Origin of the sequence: Geoalkalibacter ferrihydriticus DSM 17813, assembly GCF_000820505.1 — a bacterium.
GTDB classification, from domain to species: Bacteria; Desulfobacterota; Desulfuromonadia; order Desulfuromonadales; family Geoalkalibacteraceae; genus Geoalkalibacter; species Geoalkalibacter ferrihydriticus.
Map to the genome: position 1 here is coordinate 97,833 of NZ_JWJD01000003.1, position 19,047 is coordinate 116,879.

13 protein-coding genes and 4 tRNA genes are annotated in these 19,047 nt (G+C 57.1%); 11 read left to right on the forward strand and 6 right to left on the reverse strand.

All coding sequences use genetic code 11. The annotated features are described in order from the left end of the window. The first annotated feature begins 146 nt into the window (after nt 1–146). From GFER_RS09440 to GFER_RS09450, 3 genes are all read left to right on the forward strand, one after another. On the forward strand, nt 147–2,516 hold the full coding sequence (locus GFER_RS09440) for a putative bifunctional diguanylate cyclase/phosphodiesterase (protein WP_052446250.1): 2,370 nt from the start codon (nt 147–149) through the stop codon (nt 2,514–2,516). Nucleotides 2,517–2,659: 143 nt separating this feature from the next. Further along, nucleotides 2,660–4,177 carry a sensor domain-containing diguanylate cyclase gene (locus tag GFER_RS09445; RefSeq protein ID WP_040098932.1) on the forward strand — a complete coding sequence of 506 codons (1,518 nt, stop codon included), beginning with the start codon at nt 2,660–2,662 and terminating at the stop codon, nt 4,175–4,177. 76 nt (nt 4,178–4,253) lie between these two features. Then, nucleotides 4,254–4,634, forward strand: coding sequence for a hypothetical protein (locus GFER_RS09450; protein ID WP_040098934.1), 381 nt, complete (start codon nt 4,254–4,256; stop codon nt 4,632–4,634). A gap of 38 nt (nt 4,635–4,672) precedes the next feature. On the opposite strand, the gene GFER_RS09455 is transcribed toward GFER_RS09450, so the two are convergent. The 6 genes from GFER_RS09455 to GFER_RS09480 all read right to left on the reverse strand — a co-directional run bounded on the left by GFER_RS09455 (nt 4,673) and on the right by GFER_RS09480 (nt 11,926). After that, nucleotides 4,673–5,233, reverse strand: coding sequence for a manganese efflux pump MntP (locus GFER_RS09455; RefSeq protein WP_040099499.1), 561 nt, complete (start codon nt 5,231–5,233; stop codon nt 4,673–4,675). Between the two features lie 320 nt (nt 5,234–5,553). Then, a complete protein-coding gene (ablB, locus tag GFER_RS09460) occupies nt 5,554–6,390 on the reverse strand; it encodes a putative beta-lysine N-acetyltransferase (protein WP_040098937.1) in 837 nt (278 codons plus the stop codon). Next, the gene (gene kamA / locus GFER_RS09465; protein WP_040098939.1) at nt 6,383–7,699 is read right to left on the reverse strand and encodes a lysine 2,3-aminomutase; all 1,317 of its coding nucleotides are present in this window, start codon (nt 7,697–7,699) and stop codon (nt 6,383–6,385) included. Before kamA ends, ablB begins: the two co-directional genes overlap by 8 nt. Nucleotides 7,700–8,074: 375 nt before the next feature. Next, complete coding sequence (locus GFER_RS09470; protein ID WP_040098941.1) at nt 8,075–8,587, reverse strand: peptidylprolyl isomerase; 513 nt, start codon at nt 8,585–8,587, stop codon at nt 8,075–8,077. 103 nt (nt 8,588–8,690) lie between these two features. Beyond that, nucleotides 8,691–8,891: a cold-shock protein gene (locus GFER_RS09475; protein ID WP_040098943.1), complete on the reverse strand. Its 201-nt coding sequence runs from the start codon at nt 8,889–8,891 to the stop codon at nt 8,691–8,693. Between the two features lie 284 nt (nt 8,892–9,175). After that, nucleotides 9,176–11,926: a PKD domain-containing protein gene (locus GFER_RS09480; RefSeq protein WP_161807401.1), complete on the reverse strand. Its 2,751-nt coding sequence runs from the start codon at nt 11,924–11,926 to the stop codon at nt 9,176–9,178. A gap of 616 nt (nt 11,927–12,542) precedes the next feature. On the opposite strand from GFER_RS09480, the gene GFER_RS09485 reads away from it, so the two are divergent. The 8 genes from GFER_RS09485 to lon all read left to right on the forward strand — a co-directional run bounded on the left by GFER_RS09485 (nt 12,543) and on the right by lon (nt 18,959). After that, nucleotides 12,543–12,619: transfer RNA gene (locus GFER_RS09485), tRNA-Pro, on the forward strand. Between the two features lie 10 nt (nt 12,620–12,629). After that, a tRNA-Arg gene (locus GFER_RS09490) sits at nt 12,630–12,706 on the forward strand. An 86-nt stretch (nt 12,707–12,792) separates the two neighbouring features. Beyond that, nucleotides 12,793–12,868: transfer RNA gene (locus tag GFER_RS09495), tRNA-His, on the forward strand. A 206-nt stretch (nt 12,869–13,074) separates the two neighbouring features. After that, a tRNA-Leu gene (locus GFER_RS09500) sits at nt 13,075–13,157 on the forward strand. A gap of 126 nt (nt 13,158–13,283) precedes the next feature. Further along, complete coding sequence (gene tig / locus GFER_RS09505) at nt 13,284–14,618, forward strand: trigger factor (RefSeq protein ID WP_040098948.1); 1,335 nt, start codon at nt 13,284–13,286, stop codon at nt 14,616–14,618. Nucleotides 14,619–14,621: 3 nt separating this feature from the next. Further along, complete coding sequence (gene clpP, locus GFER_RS09510; protein WP_040098950.1) at nt 14,622–15,206, forward strand: ATP-dependent Clp endopeptidase proteolytic subunit ClpP; 585 nt, start codon at nt 14,622–14,624, stop codon at nt 15,204–15,206. Between the two features lie 43 nt (nt 15,207–15,249). Next, complete coding sequence (gene clpX, locus GFER_RS09515; protein WP_040098952.1) at nt 15,250–16,500, forward strand: ATP-dependent Clp protease ATP-binding subunit ClpX; 1,251 nt, start codon at nt 15,250–15,252, stop codon at nt 16,498–16,500. A gap of 41 nt (nt 16,501–16,541) precedes the next feature. Then, the gene (gene lon, locus GFER_RS09520; protein ID WP_074669515.1) at nt 16,542–18,959 is read left to right on the forward strand and encodes an endopeptidase La; all 2,418 of its coding nucleotides are present in this window, start codon (nt 16,542–16,544) and stop codon (nt 18,957–18,959) included. Nucleotides 18,960–19,047 lie beyond the last annotated feature (88 nt).

Genomic DNA, 19,047 nt, shown 5'->3' on the forward strand with positions numbered 1-19,047 from the left:
GACTAATCTTGCATTTCTAGTCATCCTGTTTGTTTTTTTTACCTGCCTGGGAGCCTGTCGGACTCTTCATGCAGCGGCTGTTAATTCGGCGCGAAAAACCCGAGCGTCTCCCGGCGTGCAAATCCTCCTGCCTTCCGGAATCAGAAATGTCGATGGAGAACGAACAGCTCAAATCTCTGCCAGCCGCAGGGGCCGGTGAGGTGGCCACGGCGTCCGGCGGCGTAGACCCGAGCGCAGCGAGCAGCTTCGCAGATATTTGCGCGCGCAGCATTCTGGTGGCCAAGGCCCGTTGGATCATTCTCGCGCTGATCGCCTCATATGGTTTTTTCGCCGGGATGTTATTCATCCTCAGCCCCCACGGCTTTTTTCTATCCGCCAGCCAAGTTTCGGTGCTGGTCTGCGCGGTGTTTGCAGTGCTGTGCTACAACGGACTTTATCATCTCGGCGACAGCCGCCTGCGACAACTCCCCCTGGGCGACTCCCTGCAGATCGTTCTGGATCTGGTCCTGGTCACTGTGTTGATTCATTTCAGCGGCGGTGCCGCCAGTTGGTTCTGGCCCGTGTATCTCATCGTCACCCTCGAAGCCGCTATCTTGTTGGAAAATCGCCGAAAAGTGTGGGGATTGGGTCTTCTCGGCGGAGTTCTGTACGGAGCCTTGCTGGCCGGTGAGTATTTCGGTGCCTGGCCGGTGGTGCAGATGCCCTTCAACGACGCGACAGCCCAAGGGGACGGCTATCATCTGCTTCTCATGTGGTTCTGGGTCAGCCTGCTCAATGCCACCCTCGCCGTGGTGGGAACCTATCTGATGGGAGTGATCCGGCGGGAGAATCAGGCGCTGCGTGCAAGCGAAAATCGCCTGAGCGGATTTCTCGAGGCCGCCAACGACCTGATTTTCAGTGTCGATGAGCGGGGGCGCCTGGTGTACGCCAACCGCAGTTGGCAGCAGGCCACGGGTTATTGTCCGCAGCGTGATGCGGGCTTGAATATCTTCGATATTCTGTCTCCGGAGGTTCGCGGTTCCTGCTATCGCGAGTTTCTCAAAGTGGTGGCTGGAGAACTTGGCGACCCGATGGAAAGCCGCTTCGTTGCGCGCGACGGACGGGTTGTCGAAGTTGAAGGGTCGCTGACCCGGGGGCGACTGCAATCTGGTGACGGCACCCAGGTGTGGGTGATCTGCCGCGACGTCACCGAGCGTAAACGTGCCGAAGCGCAGCTTCTGCACATGGCGCACCACGATCTGCTCACCGGGCTGCCCAACCGCACTCTTTTTCTGGAACGCCTGGAGCATGCCATGGCCCTGGCCAAGCGCGGTAAGAAAACCGCGGCGGTCCTGTTTCTCGATCTCGACCGGTTCAAGATCATCAACGATACCCTGGGCCATTCCCTGGGGGATTGCCTGCTCAAGGAGATGGGGCAGCGTCTGTTGCATTGTGTGCGCAAGACCGACACCGTGGCACGCCTGGGCGGCGATGAATTCACCGTTTGCCTTGGTCACCTCGATGGGGCCGAGGGCGCCGAGCAGGTCGCCGGAAAAATTCTCAACGCCTTGGCGCAGCCGGTATGGCTCGATGGACATGAGCTGTTCATCACCACGAGTATCGGCATAAGCCTCTGCCCCGACGACGGTGTCGAGGGACTGACTCTGATCAAGCAGGCCGATATCGCCATGTACAGTGCCAAAGGGCAGGGGCGCAATAATTATCAATTTTATCAGTCCGACATGAATATGGATGCCGAGCGGCGCCTGGTGCTGGAAAACGGTATAAGGCGCGCCCTGGAACGTCACCAGTTCTGCCTGCATTACCAGCCCAAGGTCGATATCGCCAGTGGACGGATTACCGCCATGGAAGCCCTGGTGCGCTGGGAACATCCCGAATTGGGCCTGCTGTCGGCAGGTGAGTTCATCCCCCTTGCGGAAGAAACCGGCTTTATCTTTCCCCTGGGCGAGTGGGTCCTGGAGCAGGCCTGTCGGCAGAATCGCGGGTGGCAGGACGAAGGTTTGCCGCCGGTGCGCATTGCGGTCAATATCTCGGGTTATCAGTTACAGCAGAAAAGTTTCATTCCCAGGATTCAGGAGATTCTTGACAGCACGGGAATGGATGCACGCTATCTGGAAATCGAGGTCACCGAAACCGTGGTCATGCAGAATCCCGATTTCGCCGTGGGGCTACTCAAGCAGTTGACCGAGCTGGGCGTGCATATCTCCATCGATGATTTCGGTACCGGGTATTCGTCCCTGGCCCATCTCAAACGGTTCTCCGTTAATACCCTGAAAATCGACAAGTCCTTCATGCGCGATATCGAGATCAATGCCACGGATGCCGCCATCGCCACCGCCATCATCGCCATGGGCAACAGCCTCAAGCTCCAGGTCATCGCCGAGGGTGTCGAAACTCAGGGGCAGCTCGATTTTCTCAAAAACCTGAGTTGTCAGGAAATGCAGGGCTATTTGTTCAGCCGCCCGTTGCCCGCCGATGAGGCGGCGCATATGCTGCGCGGGATCGAAACTTTGTAACTTTTCCGCTGCAATACCCCCTCGCGCCGCAGGCCGTGGCGGTTCGAGTGCCGCGGTGAATGTTTGAGCCGCAAGCGATGCCGCAGCGGACTGCGGCGCATGCCGAATAGTTACGAGACTTTTAACAAGGATGCCGTGACACCATGAGTGCAATTCAAAAAATTCTTGAACAGGACATTAAGCTGCCTTCGCCGCCGGCCATCGCGGTGCACATTCTCGACGCCGTGCGCCGTGAGGACAGCTCCTTCCGTGAGTTGGGCCGCATCATCGCCTCTGACCCGGCATTGAGCGCAAAAATTCTGCGGGTGGCAAACTCGTCCTTTTATTCCCTGAAATACCCCGTGGATACGATTGAAAAGGCGATCGCCGTACTCGGCGTCGATCAGCTCAAGAATATCGCCCTCTCCTTCGTCATCGCCCAGGGCATGCGCGGCAATGCCGAAGAAGGCTTCGATTTCGATTATTTCTGGCGGCGAGCCATCACCGCCGCGGTGGGCGCCGATCTGGTGGCTCAGCGCATGGGCTGCAAGACCGGCGACACCTTTGTCTCCGCGCTGCTGATGGATCTTGGCGTTATGGTTATGTACTTCTGGAGTCCCGCGCGCTATGTTCAGGCGCTGGACTCCAAGCGGGCATCGAGGGAGAGTCTCTGCAGCGTCGAACAACGCCTGTTCGGTTTTGACCACGCCGAGATGGGGGCGGAGGTTCTCAAAGCCTGGGGACTGCCGGAAAATATCTGGATGGCGGTCGGTCGTCACCACACCGGCGGCGAGGGGCGCGGAGCAGATCAGCCGACGCAGGATGTTCTTTGTCTGGCCGATGCATTGTCCTCCATCTACCACGGTTCACACAGCTCGCAGCGCATCGCCTATGTCAAAAAGCGCCTCGGTCAATACGGCATCGAGGGTGAGCAGGTTGATGGTCTCATCGACGCGGTTGCTGAAAAAACTCTCGAGGTGCTCTCTTCCTTCGACCTCGCGCCGGGGGCCCTGCGGCCTTTTTCCCAGATTCTGCAAGAAGCCAATGAAGAACTCGGCAAGCTCAATCTGTCCTACGAGCAGCTGGTGGTGGAACTCAAACAGGCCAAGGAGAAAGCCGAGCGCCTGGCGCATGATCTGAGCGAGGCCAATGAAAAACTGCGCGAACTTGCTTTTCGCGACGGCCTCACCGGGCTCTACAATCATCGCTATTTTCAGGATCTGCTGGATAAGGAAATGGGTCGGGCCGTGCGTTACGGTCGACCTTTGGGGCTGGTGCTGTTCGACATCGATCATTTCAAGGCGATCAACGACAACTGTGGCCACCCGGTGGGCGATCAGGTCCTGCGGGCCCTCGCCGGCCAGTTCGCGGCGCTGACCCGCCGCACCGATGTGGTAGCGCGCTACGGCGGCGAAGAGTTTGTCATCATCCTGCCTGAAACCGACAGCAAGGGAATCATGGTTCTTTCCCAGCGTTTGCGCCGCGGCATCGAGCAGATGGAAATCTCAACGGAGGCGGGCCCGCTGTCGATTACGGTCAGCGTTGGCGCGACGAGTTATGAAGAGGGGATGGGGCCGCGTACGAAGGCAGAGCTTATTGATGCCGCCGATGGCGCTCTCTATGCGGCCAAGCGTGGCGGCCGCAACCAGGTCAGGTTTCGCAAACTGACGGAGTCCGCCTAGTGCCCGCACGGGACACTGTAGAACGATTCGCGGCGAGATTTTTGCCTTCTATCCACCTGTCGGAGGTTCTTGAAAAATGACGGACTCTGGTCAGTATCCGCGCCCTTCAACCGTCGAACGACGCCGGCACCCCGATCTGTGGGTGCGTTCCCTGGAGTGGCTAGCCGTGGGTAGCTGGCTGCTGCTGTTCATTGCGCTGCTGTTGGTGGCCAAGGCCAAGCCGCAAGTCGAGACTTTCTTCGAGCGCTACTACGATTTGCCTTTGGATCCCTTCTGGAACCTTGAGCTGCTGGGCTATCTGCAGGGATTGATGGCCCTGGGACTCGGCATCAGCATCATCGGCTTGTTCATCAACTGGCGCCGCAGCCGCCGCGCCGAAGACCAATACTGTGTTTCCCTCATCATCCTCGGAATCATTTCCCTGGTCGGCCTGGTTTTTTCAAGTTTCGCGCATTAATCCCAGCCGCGCCGCGGCCTGCGGCGCCTGCCGAACAATTACAATAATTCTTCCAGCAGGATCTTAAGGCCGATGGCCAAGAGTACCAGCCCGCCGAAAATCTCGACTTTCGGCCCCCAGGCCGTGCCGATGCGCCGACCGAGGAGCATGCCCGCAGTCGTGAAGGCCGCCGCTACCAGGCCGATGATCAAGGCCGGAAACCAGACGCTGATCTCGAGCATGGCGAGAGTCAGACCCACGGCCAGGGCGTCGATGCTGGTTGCGACCGAGAGCAGAAACAAGGACAGGCCGCGGGTGGGATCGCGATGCTCGCGCAAGGCCTTTTCTTCCTGAAACGCCTCCCAGATCATTTTTCCGCCGATAAACCCAAGCAGGCCGAAAGCCACCCAGGGGGCGTAAGCCGAAATCCATTCCTGCACGGTCAGACCCGCCAGCCAGCCGATGACCGGCATCAGCGCCTGGAATAGTCCGAAATGAAAGCTCAGGCGCAGAACCTGGCGTGCCGTCATGCGCGGCAAAACCACTCCGACCCCCAGGGCGACGGCGAAGGCGTCCATGGCCAAAGCCACGGAGAGACCGATCAGAGTGAGAAAGCCCATGCAAATCTCCCGCGCGCAGCGCAAAAAAAACCGCAGTACCTGTTCGGCACTGCGGGGGATTGTGGCCAAGGGCCAAGCCCTATGTCAAGAGTGTTGTGAAGTAACTGTTCAGCATGCACCGCAGGGTACGGCGGCATCGCGTGCGACAAAAACTCACCTACGGCTCAAACATTTGCCGCAGCACTCAACCGCCGCACCTTGCGGTACTCTCGGACGTTGTCGCTGAATAGTTACGTTGTGAATTCATTCATTGTAACCATTCAGCTGCAACATGCGACGGGGCCGCACCCTGCGGCGCGTGCTGAACGGTCACCATTCTTTTAGGCCAGCCCCTTGTACCAGACATTCATGCTCTCCAGTTCGCCGGAGATGTCGGTATTGTGGGTCAGGGTGCCGCTGTAGCGATAGCCGTGCTTGGCAAAGGTAATATTCATGCCGAAGCTGTAGGCGCGGGCGATGGTGTAGGCGGTATGGTAATCGCGCTTTTTGAGCTCCTCTTCCATTTCCGCCAGCAGCACCTGAGCGAAACCGGCACCGCGGTAGGCAGGCAGAGTCGCAAAATCGGTCATTTCCGCGTTACGATCCGCCGCGTAAGTTTCCGCCGACGAGATCGCCACCAGCCGCTCGCCCTCCCATACGCCCCAGTAGAGGATATTTTCCGCCATGGTTTGGCGCAGGTAGGCGGGGTCATGAATGGGAAAGGGGTAGCTCGCGAAGACCTCGCGGTAAACCTCGGCCATGCTCTCGACGTTCTCTGGTCCCAGGGGGGCGAGCCGATACCCCGCGTCCAGTTGCGGGCGGGCGGCGGTGGCGGACTTGGCCTTGGCGGCGGAAATCACTTCGCGCACCGTATCGGGTTTGCGCTCCTTGCGGCGGCGGTCGCAGAAATATTTTCCGAAAAAGGCGGCTTCCTCGCGTCCGGCATAAAAGCCGGGAATCGCCGCCTCTTCCTGGTAGCCGGCCTGAGCGAAAAGGTCGCGCGCGGCTGCCGGAACCTTGGCGAAAATTTTGGTGTAGCCCTTTTTCTGCGCCAGATGGTCAAGCTGCGGTACCAGGCGCGGGGCCTCATCGGGAGCGAGTTTCATCAGATAAATGCGGTTGTTGCTCTTGCCGTGCTGTATTTTTGAACGCCCCAGGCGTTCGACGATATCACTCATCGTGGCTTCTCCGATCCATGCGCTCGTTGTTCGCAGGGGTCAGCGAGATGGTTTGATTCCAGTCCGAAAGCAGCATCTCGATGCCCGTGGCGCGATATTCCTCGGCATCATCGAGTTTGAGGTGCAACCGGCACTCGTTGCAGTTGCGATTGCAGAAATCGGCCTTGTAGCTGTCGGGTTCCTGGTAAGTGGTGATGACCCCTTCGTAATTGCGCAGCACCACCTTGTTGGTCGACAGGGAAATGAGATAGTTGGGATTAAGGGGGATTTTTCCACCGCCGCCCGGTGCGTCGATGACGTAGGTCGGCACCGAGAAACCGCTGGTGTGGCCGATGAGGCTCTCCATGATTTCGATCCCCTTGCCCACGGGCGTGCGAAAATGTGACAGTCCTTCGGCCAGATCGCACTGGTAGAGATAATAGGGACGCACACGGTTGGCCACCAGTTTGTGATTGAGCGCCTTGATCACCCGCGGGCAGTCGTTGACCCCGGCCAGCAACACCGTCTGGTTGCCAAGGGGGATGCCTGCATCAGCCAGTTTGCGGATCGCGGTCTTGCTCGAAGTGGTGATTTCGCGAGGGTGGTTGAAGTGGGTATTGAGCCACAGGGGCTGATGTTTCTTGAGCATGTCCACCAGCTCATCGGTGATGCGGTAGGGGAGCACCACCGGCATGCGCGAACCGATGCGGATCACCTCGACATGCTCGATGGCGCGAATTTCGCCGAGAATCCAGTCGAGATAATCGGTGTTGAGCATCAGCGGGTCGCCGCCCGAAAGCAGTACGTCGCGCACCTCGGGCTGATTGCGAATATACGCCAGGCCTTTCTCGATCTCCTGGCGTCCGGGGATGGAGTCCTGATCGCCAACCTTGCGCTTGCGGGTGCAGTGACGGCAGTACATGGAGCAGACGTTGCTGATGTGAAACAGCACCCGGTCGGGATAGCGGTGGGTGATGCCCGGCGCCGGACTGTCCTGGTCTTCGGCCAGGGGGTCGGCCATGTCGCATTTGTCGATTTCCAGCTCGGCCGGAGAGGGGAAGGCCTGGCGGAACACCGGACAGTTGTTCAGATCCTCGGTGTCGATGAGGGAGAGATAGTAAGGAGTGACCGAGAGGGGGAATTTGCGCAGCGTCATTTCAAGTTTTTTGCGCTCCATCTCGGGGAACCTGATTTCGAGCAGATTCTCAAAGGTGTCAATGGAACTGACCGAATGTTTGAGCTGCCATTTCCAATCCTGCCAGTTGGATTGGGCGGAATCGACATTGATCCTGCGCGCAATATCCTGTTGATTCTGAGAATAGATTGCCATAGTTGAAATACCCCTTTGTATGAATGAAAAGAAAAGTTTCTTGGCTGAAAACGACTGCCTATACTAGAGAATCTCGTCGGTTATGTCAAATGACCGTAGGGTTCGTGCTTCAGGATGTATGGGATTCCCTTATGCATTTCAGACAGTTGAAGTTTTTGTCGTGGGGAAAGATTTATGATTGAACATGCGACTTTTGGGGATCTTGCGGAAGGGGTCGGCGCGGCGCGTCGCCGAGCCGGGAGAGGTGTTCTCATGTGCTTTTCTGCAAGGCGCGCTGGCCCACAAAAAAAGCCGTCAGGGCACAAAGAAAATATATTTCCTTGCACCCCGACGGCTTAACTGAGTCTGTACGGGCAGGTGTTTGATCCTTCGAATTTATTCCGCCACGACAGCCTTTTCGATCAACACCGGCTCCTTGGGCACGTCCTGGTGAAAACCGGCGTTGCCGGTCGGTACCTTGCGGATCGCATCGACCACGTCCATGCCCTGGGCGACCTTGCCGAATACGGCATAGCCGTAACCGTTGGGGGTCTTGTCGCGGTGGTTGAGGAAATCATTGTCGGTCACATTGATGAAGAACTGGCTGGTGGCGCTGTCAATCACCTGGGTTCGCGCCATGGCGAGGGTGCCACGCTCATTTTTGAGGCCGTTGTCGGCTTCGTTTTTGATCGGCGCATTGGTCTTCTTGTTGTTCATGTCGGGCGTCATGCCGCCGCCCTGAATCATGAAATTGCTGATCACCCGGTGAAAGATGGTCCCATCGTAAAAGCCGTCGCGGACATAGGTGAGAAAGTTCTCGACAGATGCGGGGGCCTGCTCGGGGTAGAGTTCAATGGTGATGTCGCCGTGAGATGTGTGCAGGACGACCTCGGGGTTTTTTTTCTCCATGACTTTAAATGCTCCTTGGGGGAATTGCCCGCGGCTCAGGTCCGCGAATAAAAAAGCTCCACGGCGCTGCCGTGGAGCTTGGGGTCGATGCTACTCAGCAATCTTAGATTTTCTCGACGTTGCTGGCCTGGGGGCCCTTCTGGCCCTGGGTCACATCGAACCGCACCCGGTCGCCCTCGACGAGGGACTTGAATCCGTCGCCTTGAATGGCAGAGAAGTGGACGAAAACATCGGGGCCGTTGTCCTGCTGGATGAACCCGAAACCTTTGGCGTCGTTAAACCATTTTACCGTTCCCTCAGTCATGCCTTTTTGCTCCTTGTTTTGCAAAACCCGTTGTCGTGTCGGTGCCGCTTCAACGTGGCAGGGCACAAAAAAACCGCGCAGCCGGCGGCTTGTGCGGTTTGTCTGTTTTTCCCGTAAACAGAATGAAAGCTGCACCACCTTGCCGTACAGGACAGTATATAAATCAGCTTGTTGACGAAATGCAAGGGGTTATTTGCACCGAAGCGCAAGAAAATTAATCCCACTAAAAAACCGCGCCCCGGGTTGGGGGGCGCGGTCTGGTGTGCGAGGGGACGTCTGGCGCGTTATTGCGCCGTCAAAGTAAAGGTCGTAGCAGCGCTCAAAGCGCTCAATTCTTTGTCATCTCTGGCGATGACGGTGATGTGGTATTCGGCTGGGGTCGACGGCAGGGTGCCGCTGATGACGCCTGTGGCGGCATTGATGCTCAAACTCGTCGGAAGGCCGATAGCGGAAAAAACCAGTTCGCGCTTGCTGCGATTCAAGCTGTTCGGATCAACATCGTGCTGAACCATGGCGAAGTTTTCTTTGGTGTTGATCTCCACCTCCGTGCCGGCGTTTTGGGCGAGATCGACGATGTTTTGCAGGACGATGGGCGGCACGCGGCCGTCCGCATCGGTTTTGATGAGCACCATGGCCCGTGAACCGGGGCCGAAGGCGTCCGTGTCGCCACCGAGCAGAAAGCCGCCGTCGGCAGGTGTCTGTTTCATGGCGTAGGCAATGCTGCGGCCCACCCCGCCATAGATACGTTCCCAGATGATCTCGAGGGTATTGTCGACTTTAACGAAATAGGCATCGGCCTCATCGGGACTGAGGCAATTGCCGAGGTGGTCGATGAAGCCGCCGACAACATAACCGTCGCTGGTTTGTTGCACTTCCCGCGCTTCGCTGCAGAAATTGTTGCTGATATAGTTTTGCCATTGGAGACTCGGCGGGGTCGTGCCAGTTGTTTCAGCAACCTTGACAAGGTACATGCCGCCCGCTGTAACACCGAAGGAATTGGTAAAGCCCACGGCGATGTGTCCATTGTCGGTGGTGGGTTTGACATCGAAAAACTCGTCATAACTTTCCAGTTCCCCGAAATGGGCATCCCAGAGCATTTCGCCATTTTCGTTGATTTGCATCAGATAGGCTTGCCCACGGCCGCCCCCTTTGTCTTGCTCATCGCTGAAGCCGGCCATGAGGTAGCCTTGGGTGTTTTGCGCCACCGCCCAGCAATCGACGATATCCTGCCCGCCGTAGGCTTCGGCGAATCCAATGGTGCCGTCCGCGGCGATTTTAACCGCAATGATGGCCGAGCCGGTGTCGCTGACAACAAGGTCATGGCCTTCCAGAGGCGGGGAAGATTCCGAATAACCGCACATGATGATGCCACCGTCGCTGGTGTAGCGAACGGCTTGTCCCATGTCGAAATCCGCACCGCCGAAAATGTCCATATCCAAAAGGATCTCTCCGCCAAGGTTTGTTTCCAGCACATAAGCATCTGGGATGAACTCAACCTCATCCTCATCCAGCGCGTCGAAAAAACCTGTCGCCCCCGTGAGTACCAGACGTTCGCCGTCGACATCCATGGCCCAGGTTTCATCCACCTCGTCGTTGTCGAAAACCAGGGTGTCAACCACCCTGCCCGCCAGGTCGGTGCGAAAAACCGTCAGATCCCAACCGTCGTTTGAAATTGCAATGCCCGCGGAATTTGATTCCCCGGCAATAAGATAGCCATCGGGAAGCACCGCAATGGAACGCGCTTCTTCAAGCCCCTCGCCGCCGTAGGTGCGGAAGAAAGCGGGGACGACGGTGATTGTCAGATCCGTGGAATCACTGTTCTGGCCGTCGGACGCGGTGAGCCGGACCTCATATCGGCCGTGAACGTCGGGGGTAAAAGCGGAGGTGACGCTGGTAGCGGGCGAAATCTGCGCGCTGCTCCCGTCCGGGCGATTAACAAAGGTCCACTGGAAAGAAAGTTGGTCGCCGTCGGGGTCCTCGCTGGGGGACGCATTGAGATCCACGGGAAAGCCCAGGGCGACGGTGCGGTCAGGCCCGGCGGCGGCAACCGGAGGACTGTTGGGCACAGGTTCGTTGGCGGTGATGGTGATTTTCGCGGTATCGGTCAATTCACCGTCTGAGACTTCCAGGGTGATTTCATAGGCGCCGGGCAGATCAGGAATAAAGGACACCACCGGCGCTTGAACGACGTTCGTAGCGCCGATTTCAGAGGTGAAAGGGGTCAACTCGGCCTGGCTGCCTTCGGGGGGAACCAGCGACCAGGTGAAAACGAGATCGTTGCCGTTGGGGTCGGTGCTGGAGCGCCCGTCGAGAACGACCTCATGGCCGAGGGCGACGGTCGTGTTCCCAGTGTCAATGTTGGCTTGCGGCGGCACGTTGCCGACAACGATATCGACGGTGTCGGGCAGGCTGTCCTGATCACCGTTGCTGACGATGAGGCTGGCGACGTAGACCACCCCGTCTTGGGCCGGGGTAAAGGTTGGTGTGGCCGTATCGGGGCTGTTCAGGGTCGCGTTGCCGGGGTTTAGGGCAAGGATCCACTGATAGGTTAGATCCGCGCCGGCGGGATCGAAGCTGTCACTGCCGTTGAGTTGCACCGTTTGTCCGAAAGCCACCGCCTGGTCCGGCCCTGCATTGGCGACCGGGCGTTGGTCGGAAACGGCTTCAAAGGTGCGGCTGACGGTCTCGCTGTTTTGGGTACCATTGCTGACGAAAAGGCTGACGGTATAGTCCCCGGTTACGTCGGGGACCAGCGTGGGATTTTCGGCGGAGGTTGAAGACAACGAGGCGTTGCTGTGGTCGGGGCGAGCCAGCGACCAAAAATACGACAAGGTCGCTCCGCCTGGATCGCTTCCGCTTCCATTTAATGCCAGCAGTTGATTGGCGGGCACGGTGGCAGGAATCGGTGCGATAGCTGCCGTCGGTTTTTGGCTTTCGAGCAGCGGCTCATCGCCGCCGCCACCTCCGCCGCAGGCCGCGGCAAGGACGGCGAAAAACAAAACCAGCCCCAGACGAAAAGAGGAGATTTTTTTCATGGGAGACTTCTCCGAAAGTTGAGATGATTCTTGGCGTAAACGCATGAACGCAAAAAAGTTTTTGCGCCGCATCTGTTCTTGAAGATTGTCCTTCAGTGGGGTTGTTTTGTCAACTCTCACCTCGTGCTCGATAAGAGGAGTTGTCCCGCCCGTCTGAAGCTTTTGTGTGAAGATATAGGAGCCTTTAATTTTTCGCATACCCCATCTGTGATAGCAGAGAGGGGTGCGGCGGCCCTGGAAGTTTCCGTGGTTTGTCGGTAAGTGCCCGTGCCGGAAAGAAGTTTTCGGCTTTGTCCACATGCCCTGTGGATAAGGTGTCGCATAGGGCTGGGTAAGGGGGGTGGATGTGGCATGGATGCGGGGCTTCTGGCCTTTTGCCTAATTTTTAGACCTATGATGAAAGCTTTTGTTTTTCAAGTGTTTAACAGATGGTGTCGGTGGCGCGGGAAGGCGCTGGGGCTTTCCGCGCCGATGGCGGAGACCCAGGGCCGGGCGCAAGATCCCGTTTCTTCGGGGTTGTGGACAAGAGGCGGCACAGGTTTCAGGTTCGTTGTGCGGCAGGTGTGCTTTTCTGTTTGCAAAAAAAAGTTGGTCGTGCTAACAATTCCGCTTCCGTCGGGGCGTAGCGCAGTCTGGTAGCGCACCTGCCTTGGGAGCAGGGGGTCGGAGGTTCGAATCCTCTCGCCCCGACCAACTTTTTTTTGCGCCAGTAGCTCAGTTGGATAGAGCAACGGCCTTCTAAGCCGTGGGCCGGGGGTTCGAATCCTCCCTGGCGCGCCAAAGATTTTTGCGATCCGGCACGGCGGGTGAAGTTTGAGATTGACAAAACGTCGGACGCTTCGCTAACATCTGGTTTCGTTTTTCTGGTGGGTGTAGCTCAGTAGGTAGAGCACTGGATTGTGGCTCCAGTTGTCGTGGGTTCAAATCCCATCACTCACCCCAAACCGTATGGTAGGCCCGCTTCGGGTTAACGGGGCGGGCCTTTTTCACAGGGTTTTGGCTTAACAGGGCAGGCGCGGGATTGACCTTCGCGCGATTGCCGGGCAAATTTTCGGGAGGGGGTCTTGTCGGGCCGATTCCAGGCCTTCCCTCCCCAAAGGCTCTCCGATTGCTCTTCTCGTTTTTTGTACGTAGGGTCTGGGTTCTGTGCGAGAGTGGCGGAATTGGCAGACGCACTGGACTTAGGATCCAGCGGGCAACCGTGGGGGTTCGACTCCCCCCTCTCGCACCATTTCTCCCCCTAAATTCCCCGCCTTCATCTTGAGGGTCTGCGTCGTGGCATGTCTTCTTTTGTTCGACAGGCGGAACGCCGACCTTTGTCCGTTTCCATATCAATACTATAAGCGAGGTTGATGACATGAATGATTTGAATGTCAAAATTGAGAATGTCAGCGATGTCAAAAAAAAGCTCTTTATCGAGGTCGACGCGGCAAAAGTTGACGCGGAAATCGAGAAGGTCTACCAGAAGATTGGGCGCACCGCCAAGATCAAGGGCTTTCGCCCCGGCAAGGTGCCTCGCACCGTTCTTGAAAAGTACTACGCTCCCGAAATGGAGCAGCAGGTGCTTGGTCGGCTTATAAACGAAACTTATTTCAAGGCACTTATCGACAATAAGATTCCCGCGGTGTCCGACCCGGAGATCACCGAAAACGGTACTCTTGAAAAGGGCCGGCCCTTTTCGTACGAGGTGCAGGTCGAAGTCAAGCCCGAGATCGAAGCGAAAGACTATCTCGGCCTTGAACTCAAGAAAGAACGCTTTGAGTCCGACCCGCAGGTGGTTGACAACCAGCTTGAGGAAATGCGCAACTCCCGCGCCGAAACGGTTGTCAGCGAGCGTGACGAGGCCCGGGCCGGCGACAGCGTGGTGATTGATTTCGAGGGTTTTGTCGATGGTGAAGCCTTTCAGAACGGCGCCGCCGAGGATTATCTTTTGGAGTTGGGGTCGGGGGCCTTCCTGCCGGGTTTCGAGGAGCAACTTGTCGGCATGAAGCGTGGCGATGAGCGCGAGGTCAACGTCACCTTCCCCGAAAATTACGGCGTGGAGAACCTTTCCGGAAAGCCTGCCTTGTTCAAGGTGGCGCTTAAGGAGATAAAGGAAAAGAAAGTTCCTGAGCTCGACGATGAATTTGCCAAGGGGTTCGGAACCTCCTCTCTTGAAGAGTTGCGTACGCGCATTCTGGAGAATTACGAGAATCGCGAAAAGCAGCGCATCGAGGCCGAACTGCGCGAGCGTCTGGTCGCCGCCTTGCTGGAGAAAAATAGTTTTGAAGTTCCCGCGGTGATGGTTGCCGAACAGTGCCGGCAGATGTTTGAGGACGCCCGCCGCCGATTGGCCGCTCAGGGGATGTCCATGGAAATGCTGGGTATGGACGAGGATCGCTTTGCCGCGCAGTATCGCGAGCAAGCCGAAAGCCAGGTCAAGGGCAGCCTGCTGCTGGAAGCCATCGGCCGTCAAGAGCAGATCAAGGTTGATGAGGCGGAAATTGATGCTAGAATGCAGGAGATATCGGCCATGGCCGGAGTTCCCCTGGAAGATGTGCGCAAGCGCTTTGGGAGTACCGAGGCGCGTCCGGCGCTGGTGTCACGCATTATTGAAGACAAGGTGTTCGATTTTCTGGTGGACAAGGCCGACGTCAGCGAGGTCGCTGCCGATGAAATCAATCCGGCGGAAGAAGCCGGACAGGAGGCTTAAGGTATGGCTCTTGTGCCGATGGTGGTCGAGCAGACCGGTCGTGGGGAGCGCGCCTACGATATTTATTCGCGACTGCTCAAGGATCGCATTATTTTTCTCGGCGGCGGCATTGAGGATCAGATGGCGAACCTCATTATCGCTCAGTTGCTGTTTCTTGAATCCGAAGACCCGGACAAGGATATTTTTCTCTACATCAATTCCCCGGGTGGTGTGGTGACGGCAGGTATGGCCATTTATGATACCATGCAGTATCTCAAGGCCCCGGTTTCGACCATCTGTGTCGGTCAGGCGGCAAGCATGGGTTCGATTTTGCTGGCGGCGGGTCGTCCTGGCAAGCGTTTTGCATTACCACATGCTCGGATTATGGTTCATCAGCCCTTGGGCGGTTTTCAGGGACAGGCGAGCGATATCCACATTCATGCCCAGGAAATTTTGCGGGTGCGCGAGACTCTTAACCAGATACTTGCGCATCATACCGGCCAGACGCTGGAGAAAATTGCACAAGATACCGAGCGCGACTTCTTTATGGATAGTGAGGCGGCGCGCAACTATGGTATCATCGACAGCATGGTAGAGAGAAAGTCTTAGAGTTTTTCAGCCCGCTGTCAGGTTTTTGCGTGGAGGATGTTACGTGAGTCAGAAAGATGAAAAAGGTGGAAGCCTCACCTGTTCGTTCTGTGGCAAGTCGCAGGACGAGGTGAAGAAACTGATTGCCGGTCCCACGGTCTACATCTGTGATGAGTGCATCGAATTGTGCAACGACATCATCGACGAAGAGGCCAAACTTGAGGAGGCGAGCGGTTCCACCCTGGAGCGTCTGCCCAAGCCGGCGGAGATCCGGGCGATTCTCGATGACTTCGTGATCGGCCAGGATCAGGCAAAGAAAATTCTCTCGGTAGCGGTGTATAACCACTACAAGCGGGTGGAATTCTGCGCCAAGCCCTCGGATGTCGAAATCCAGAAAAGCAACGTGCTGCTGCTCGGGCCCACCGGGAGCGGCAAAACCTTGCTCGCCCAGACCCTGGCGCGGGTTCTCAACGTACCCTTCGCCATCGCCGATGCGACAAACCTCACGGAGGCCGGCTACGTCGGCGAAGACGTCGAAAATATCATCCTCAACCTTTTGCAGGCTGCGGATTATGACCTGGAAAAGGCGCAGAAGGGGATTATTTACATCGACGAGGTCGACAAGATCGCTCGCAAGTCCGACTCGCCTTCCATTACCCGCGATGTGTCGGGCGAGGGCGTGCAGCAGGCCCTGCTCAAGATCATCGAGGGGACCATGGCGAGCGTGCCGCCCAAGGGCGGACGCAAACATCCCCAGCAGGAATTTCTCAAGGTCGACACGACCAATATTCTGTTCATTTGCGGTGGCGCTTTTTCCGGACTGGAGAACATTATCGGCCAGCGGCGCGGAAAAAAATCCATGGGTTTCGGCGCCGAGGTGCGCACCAAGAAGGATTTCAAGCTCGGTGAAGTGCTCGGCAAGGTCGAACCCTCGGATCTGCTCAAGTTCGGGTTGATTCCCGAGTTCATCGGTCGCCTGCCCATCGTCGCGACTCTCGAGGAGTTGGATGAGGAGGCATTGATCGCGATTCTCAAAGAGCCGAAAAACGCACTTATCAAGCAGTACCAGAAGCTCTTTGAGATGGAGAAGGTTCACCTCAAATTCACTGACGGTGCCTTGGTCGCCATTGCTCGCGAAGCCCTCAAACGCAAGACCGGCGCGCGTGGACTTCGCTCGATTCTGGAAAATTCCATGCTCGAAATCATGTACGACATTCCTTCCCAGGATCGGGTCAAGGAGGTTGTCGTCAACGAAGAGGCCATTGCTGGAAAATCCCGGCCGCTGGTGCTTTACGAGTGCGCAGAATCGGCGTGAAATCCGCGCTTCTGATAACTCCGAATCCCTTGCGGTGAGCTATGGCGGAACGAATCGAACATCCAGACTCCGAAGATGAGAGCGGCGGGCGCTATCCGCTGATGCCTCTGCGCGACATTGTGGTTTTCCCCCACATGGTGGTTCCGCTTTTCGTCGGTCGCGCCAAGTCCATTCAGGCCATCGAAGGCGCCATGGAGCGCGACAAGCACATTTTTCTGGCTACACAGAAAAACCCCAAGGTCGACGATCCGTCCGAGGAAGACCTATTCGAGGTCGGCACGCTGGCCCAGATCCTTCAGGTTCTCAAGCTGCCTGACGGTACTGTCAAAGTTTTGGTTGAGGGGCGCAGCCGGGCACGCATTGTCGAGTTTATTCCCAACGAAGTCTCGCTGTTCGCCGAGGTCGAAGTTCTTGAAGATCCCAGCGTTGAATCGCCTACGGTCGAAGCTTTGGTGCGTAGCGTCAACGATGCCTTCGAGAAATACGTCGGCCTGAGTAAAAAGGTGCCGCCGGAGATGGTTTCTTCCGTTTCCGGCATCCTCGATCCTTCGCGTCTGGGCGATACCATTGTCGCTCAACTCAGTATCGGTCTTGCTGACAAGCAGTTGATTCTGGCCGCCGTCGATCCGCGCGAGCGCCTGGAAACCCTGCTCGGGCTGATGGAGAAGGAAATCGAGATTCTGGAGATTGAAAAGCGCATCCGCACTCGTGTCAAGAGCCAGATGGAGCGCAGCCAGAAAGAGTACTATCTCAACGAGCAGATGCGCGCCATCCAGAAGGAACTCGGCGAAAAAGACGAGTTCAAACAGGAACTGCGCGCCCTCGAAGAGATGATCAAAAAAAAGAAGATGTCCAAGGAAGCCACTGACAAGGCTTTTGGCGAGTTGCGCAAACTACGAATGATGTCGCCCATGTCCGCCGAGGCGACGGTGGTGCGCAATTATCTCGACTGGCTGACATCTCTGCCCTGGCGCAAGGGAACCAGGGACAACCTGGACACCTCTCATGCCGAGGACGTGCTTGACGCTGATCACTATGGACTGAAGAAGGTCAAGGAGCGGATTCTCGAATATTTGGCGGTGCAGGCCCTGGTGAAAAAAATCAAGGGGCCCATTCTCTGCCTGGTAGGACCGCCGGGGGTCGGAAAGACCTCCTTGGGTCGGTCCATAGCGCGCAGCCTGGGGCGCGAATTTGTCCGCATTTCCCTTGGGGGGGTGCGCGATGAAGCCGAAATCCGCGGGCATCGCCGCACCTACATCGGTGCCATGCCGGGCAAGATCATTCAGAGTCTGCGTAAGTCGGGCTCACGCAACCCCGTGTTTCTTCTCGACGAAATCGACAAAATGAGCACTGATTTTCGGGGCGATCCTTCCTCGGCACTGCTTGAGGTTCTTGATCCTGAGCAGAACAATACCTTCAGTGATCACTTTCTCGATGTCGATTACGATCTCTCCAGTGTGCTGTTCGTGGCGACGGCCAACAACCTGTTTGCCATTCCACGCCCCTTGCAGGATCGCATGGAGATTATTCGCATTGAAGGTTACACGGAAGAAGAAAAACTCAATATCGCTGTCAAATATTTGATCCCCAAGCAGGTCGAGGCGCATGGACTGGTCGCCCAGCGGGTACGCTTCAGCGAAGGGGCGCTGCTCGAAATTGTGCGGCGCTACACCCGTGAGGCCGGAGTGCGGGGTCTGGAGCGTGAAATCGCCGCCATTTGCCGCAAGATAGCCCGCGAAACAGTCAAAAGCCGTGATAAGCGCAAGACTTTCAGCGTCTCACAACAACGTCTCAAGCATTATCTCGGCCCACAGCGTTTTGCCTATGGTCGGCGGGAGCAGGAAAGCCGGGTCGGCCTGGCAACGGGTCTGGCCTGGACCGAGGTCGGCGGCGAGCTGTTGACCATTGAAACCACGGTGTTGCCCGGACAGGGAAAGCTTACCGTGACGGGCAAACTCGGCGAGGTCATGCGCGAGTCGGCTCAGGCCGCCCTGAGTTATGTGCGTTCGCGCTGGGATGAACTGGAGCTGGAACGCAACTTTTACCACAAACTTGATTTGCACATTCATGTGCCCGAGGGCGCTATTCCCAAGGATGGTCCTTCAGCGGGCATCACTATGGCCACCGCTCTCGCTTCTGCCTTGACTGGACGGCCAATTGATCGTAGTCTCGCCATGACCGGTGAAATCACCTTGCGCGGCAGGGTGCTGGCCATCGGAGGGCTCAAGGAAAAACTTCTGGCTGCAAGGCGGGCCGGAATAACGCGGGTGCTGATTCCCGAGGACAACCGCAAGGACCTCGCTGAAGTCCCCGCAGGGGTGCTCAAGGCACTTGAAGTTATACCTGTGGCCCACATGGACCAGGTTCTGGAAATGGCTCTTCTGGAAAAGGTCGTGGAACATTCCGATGCGTCGACTGAAGAGCCTCTGGCAGGCGGTGCCGAAGCTCTTCACCATTAATCCCCCGGTGCTCCGAAAATTCTCTTGACACTGTTTTCGGACATCTGTTATATCTATCGCGTTTTGTCGGGGGGTTTAAATATCCTTA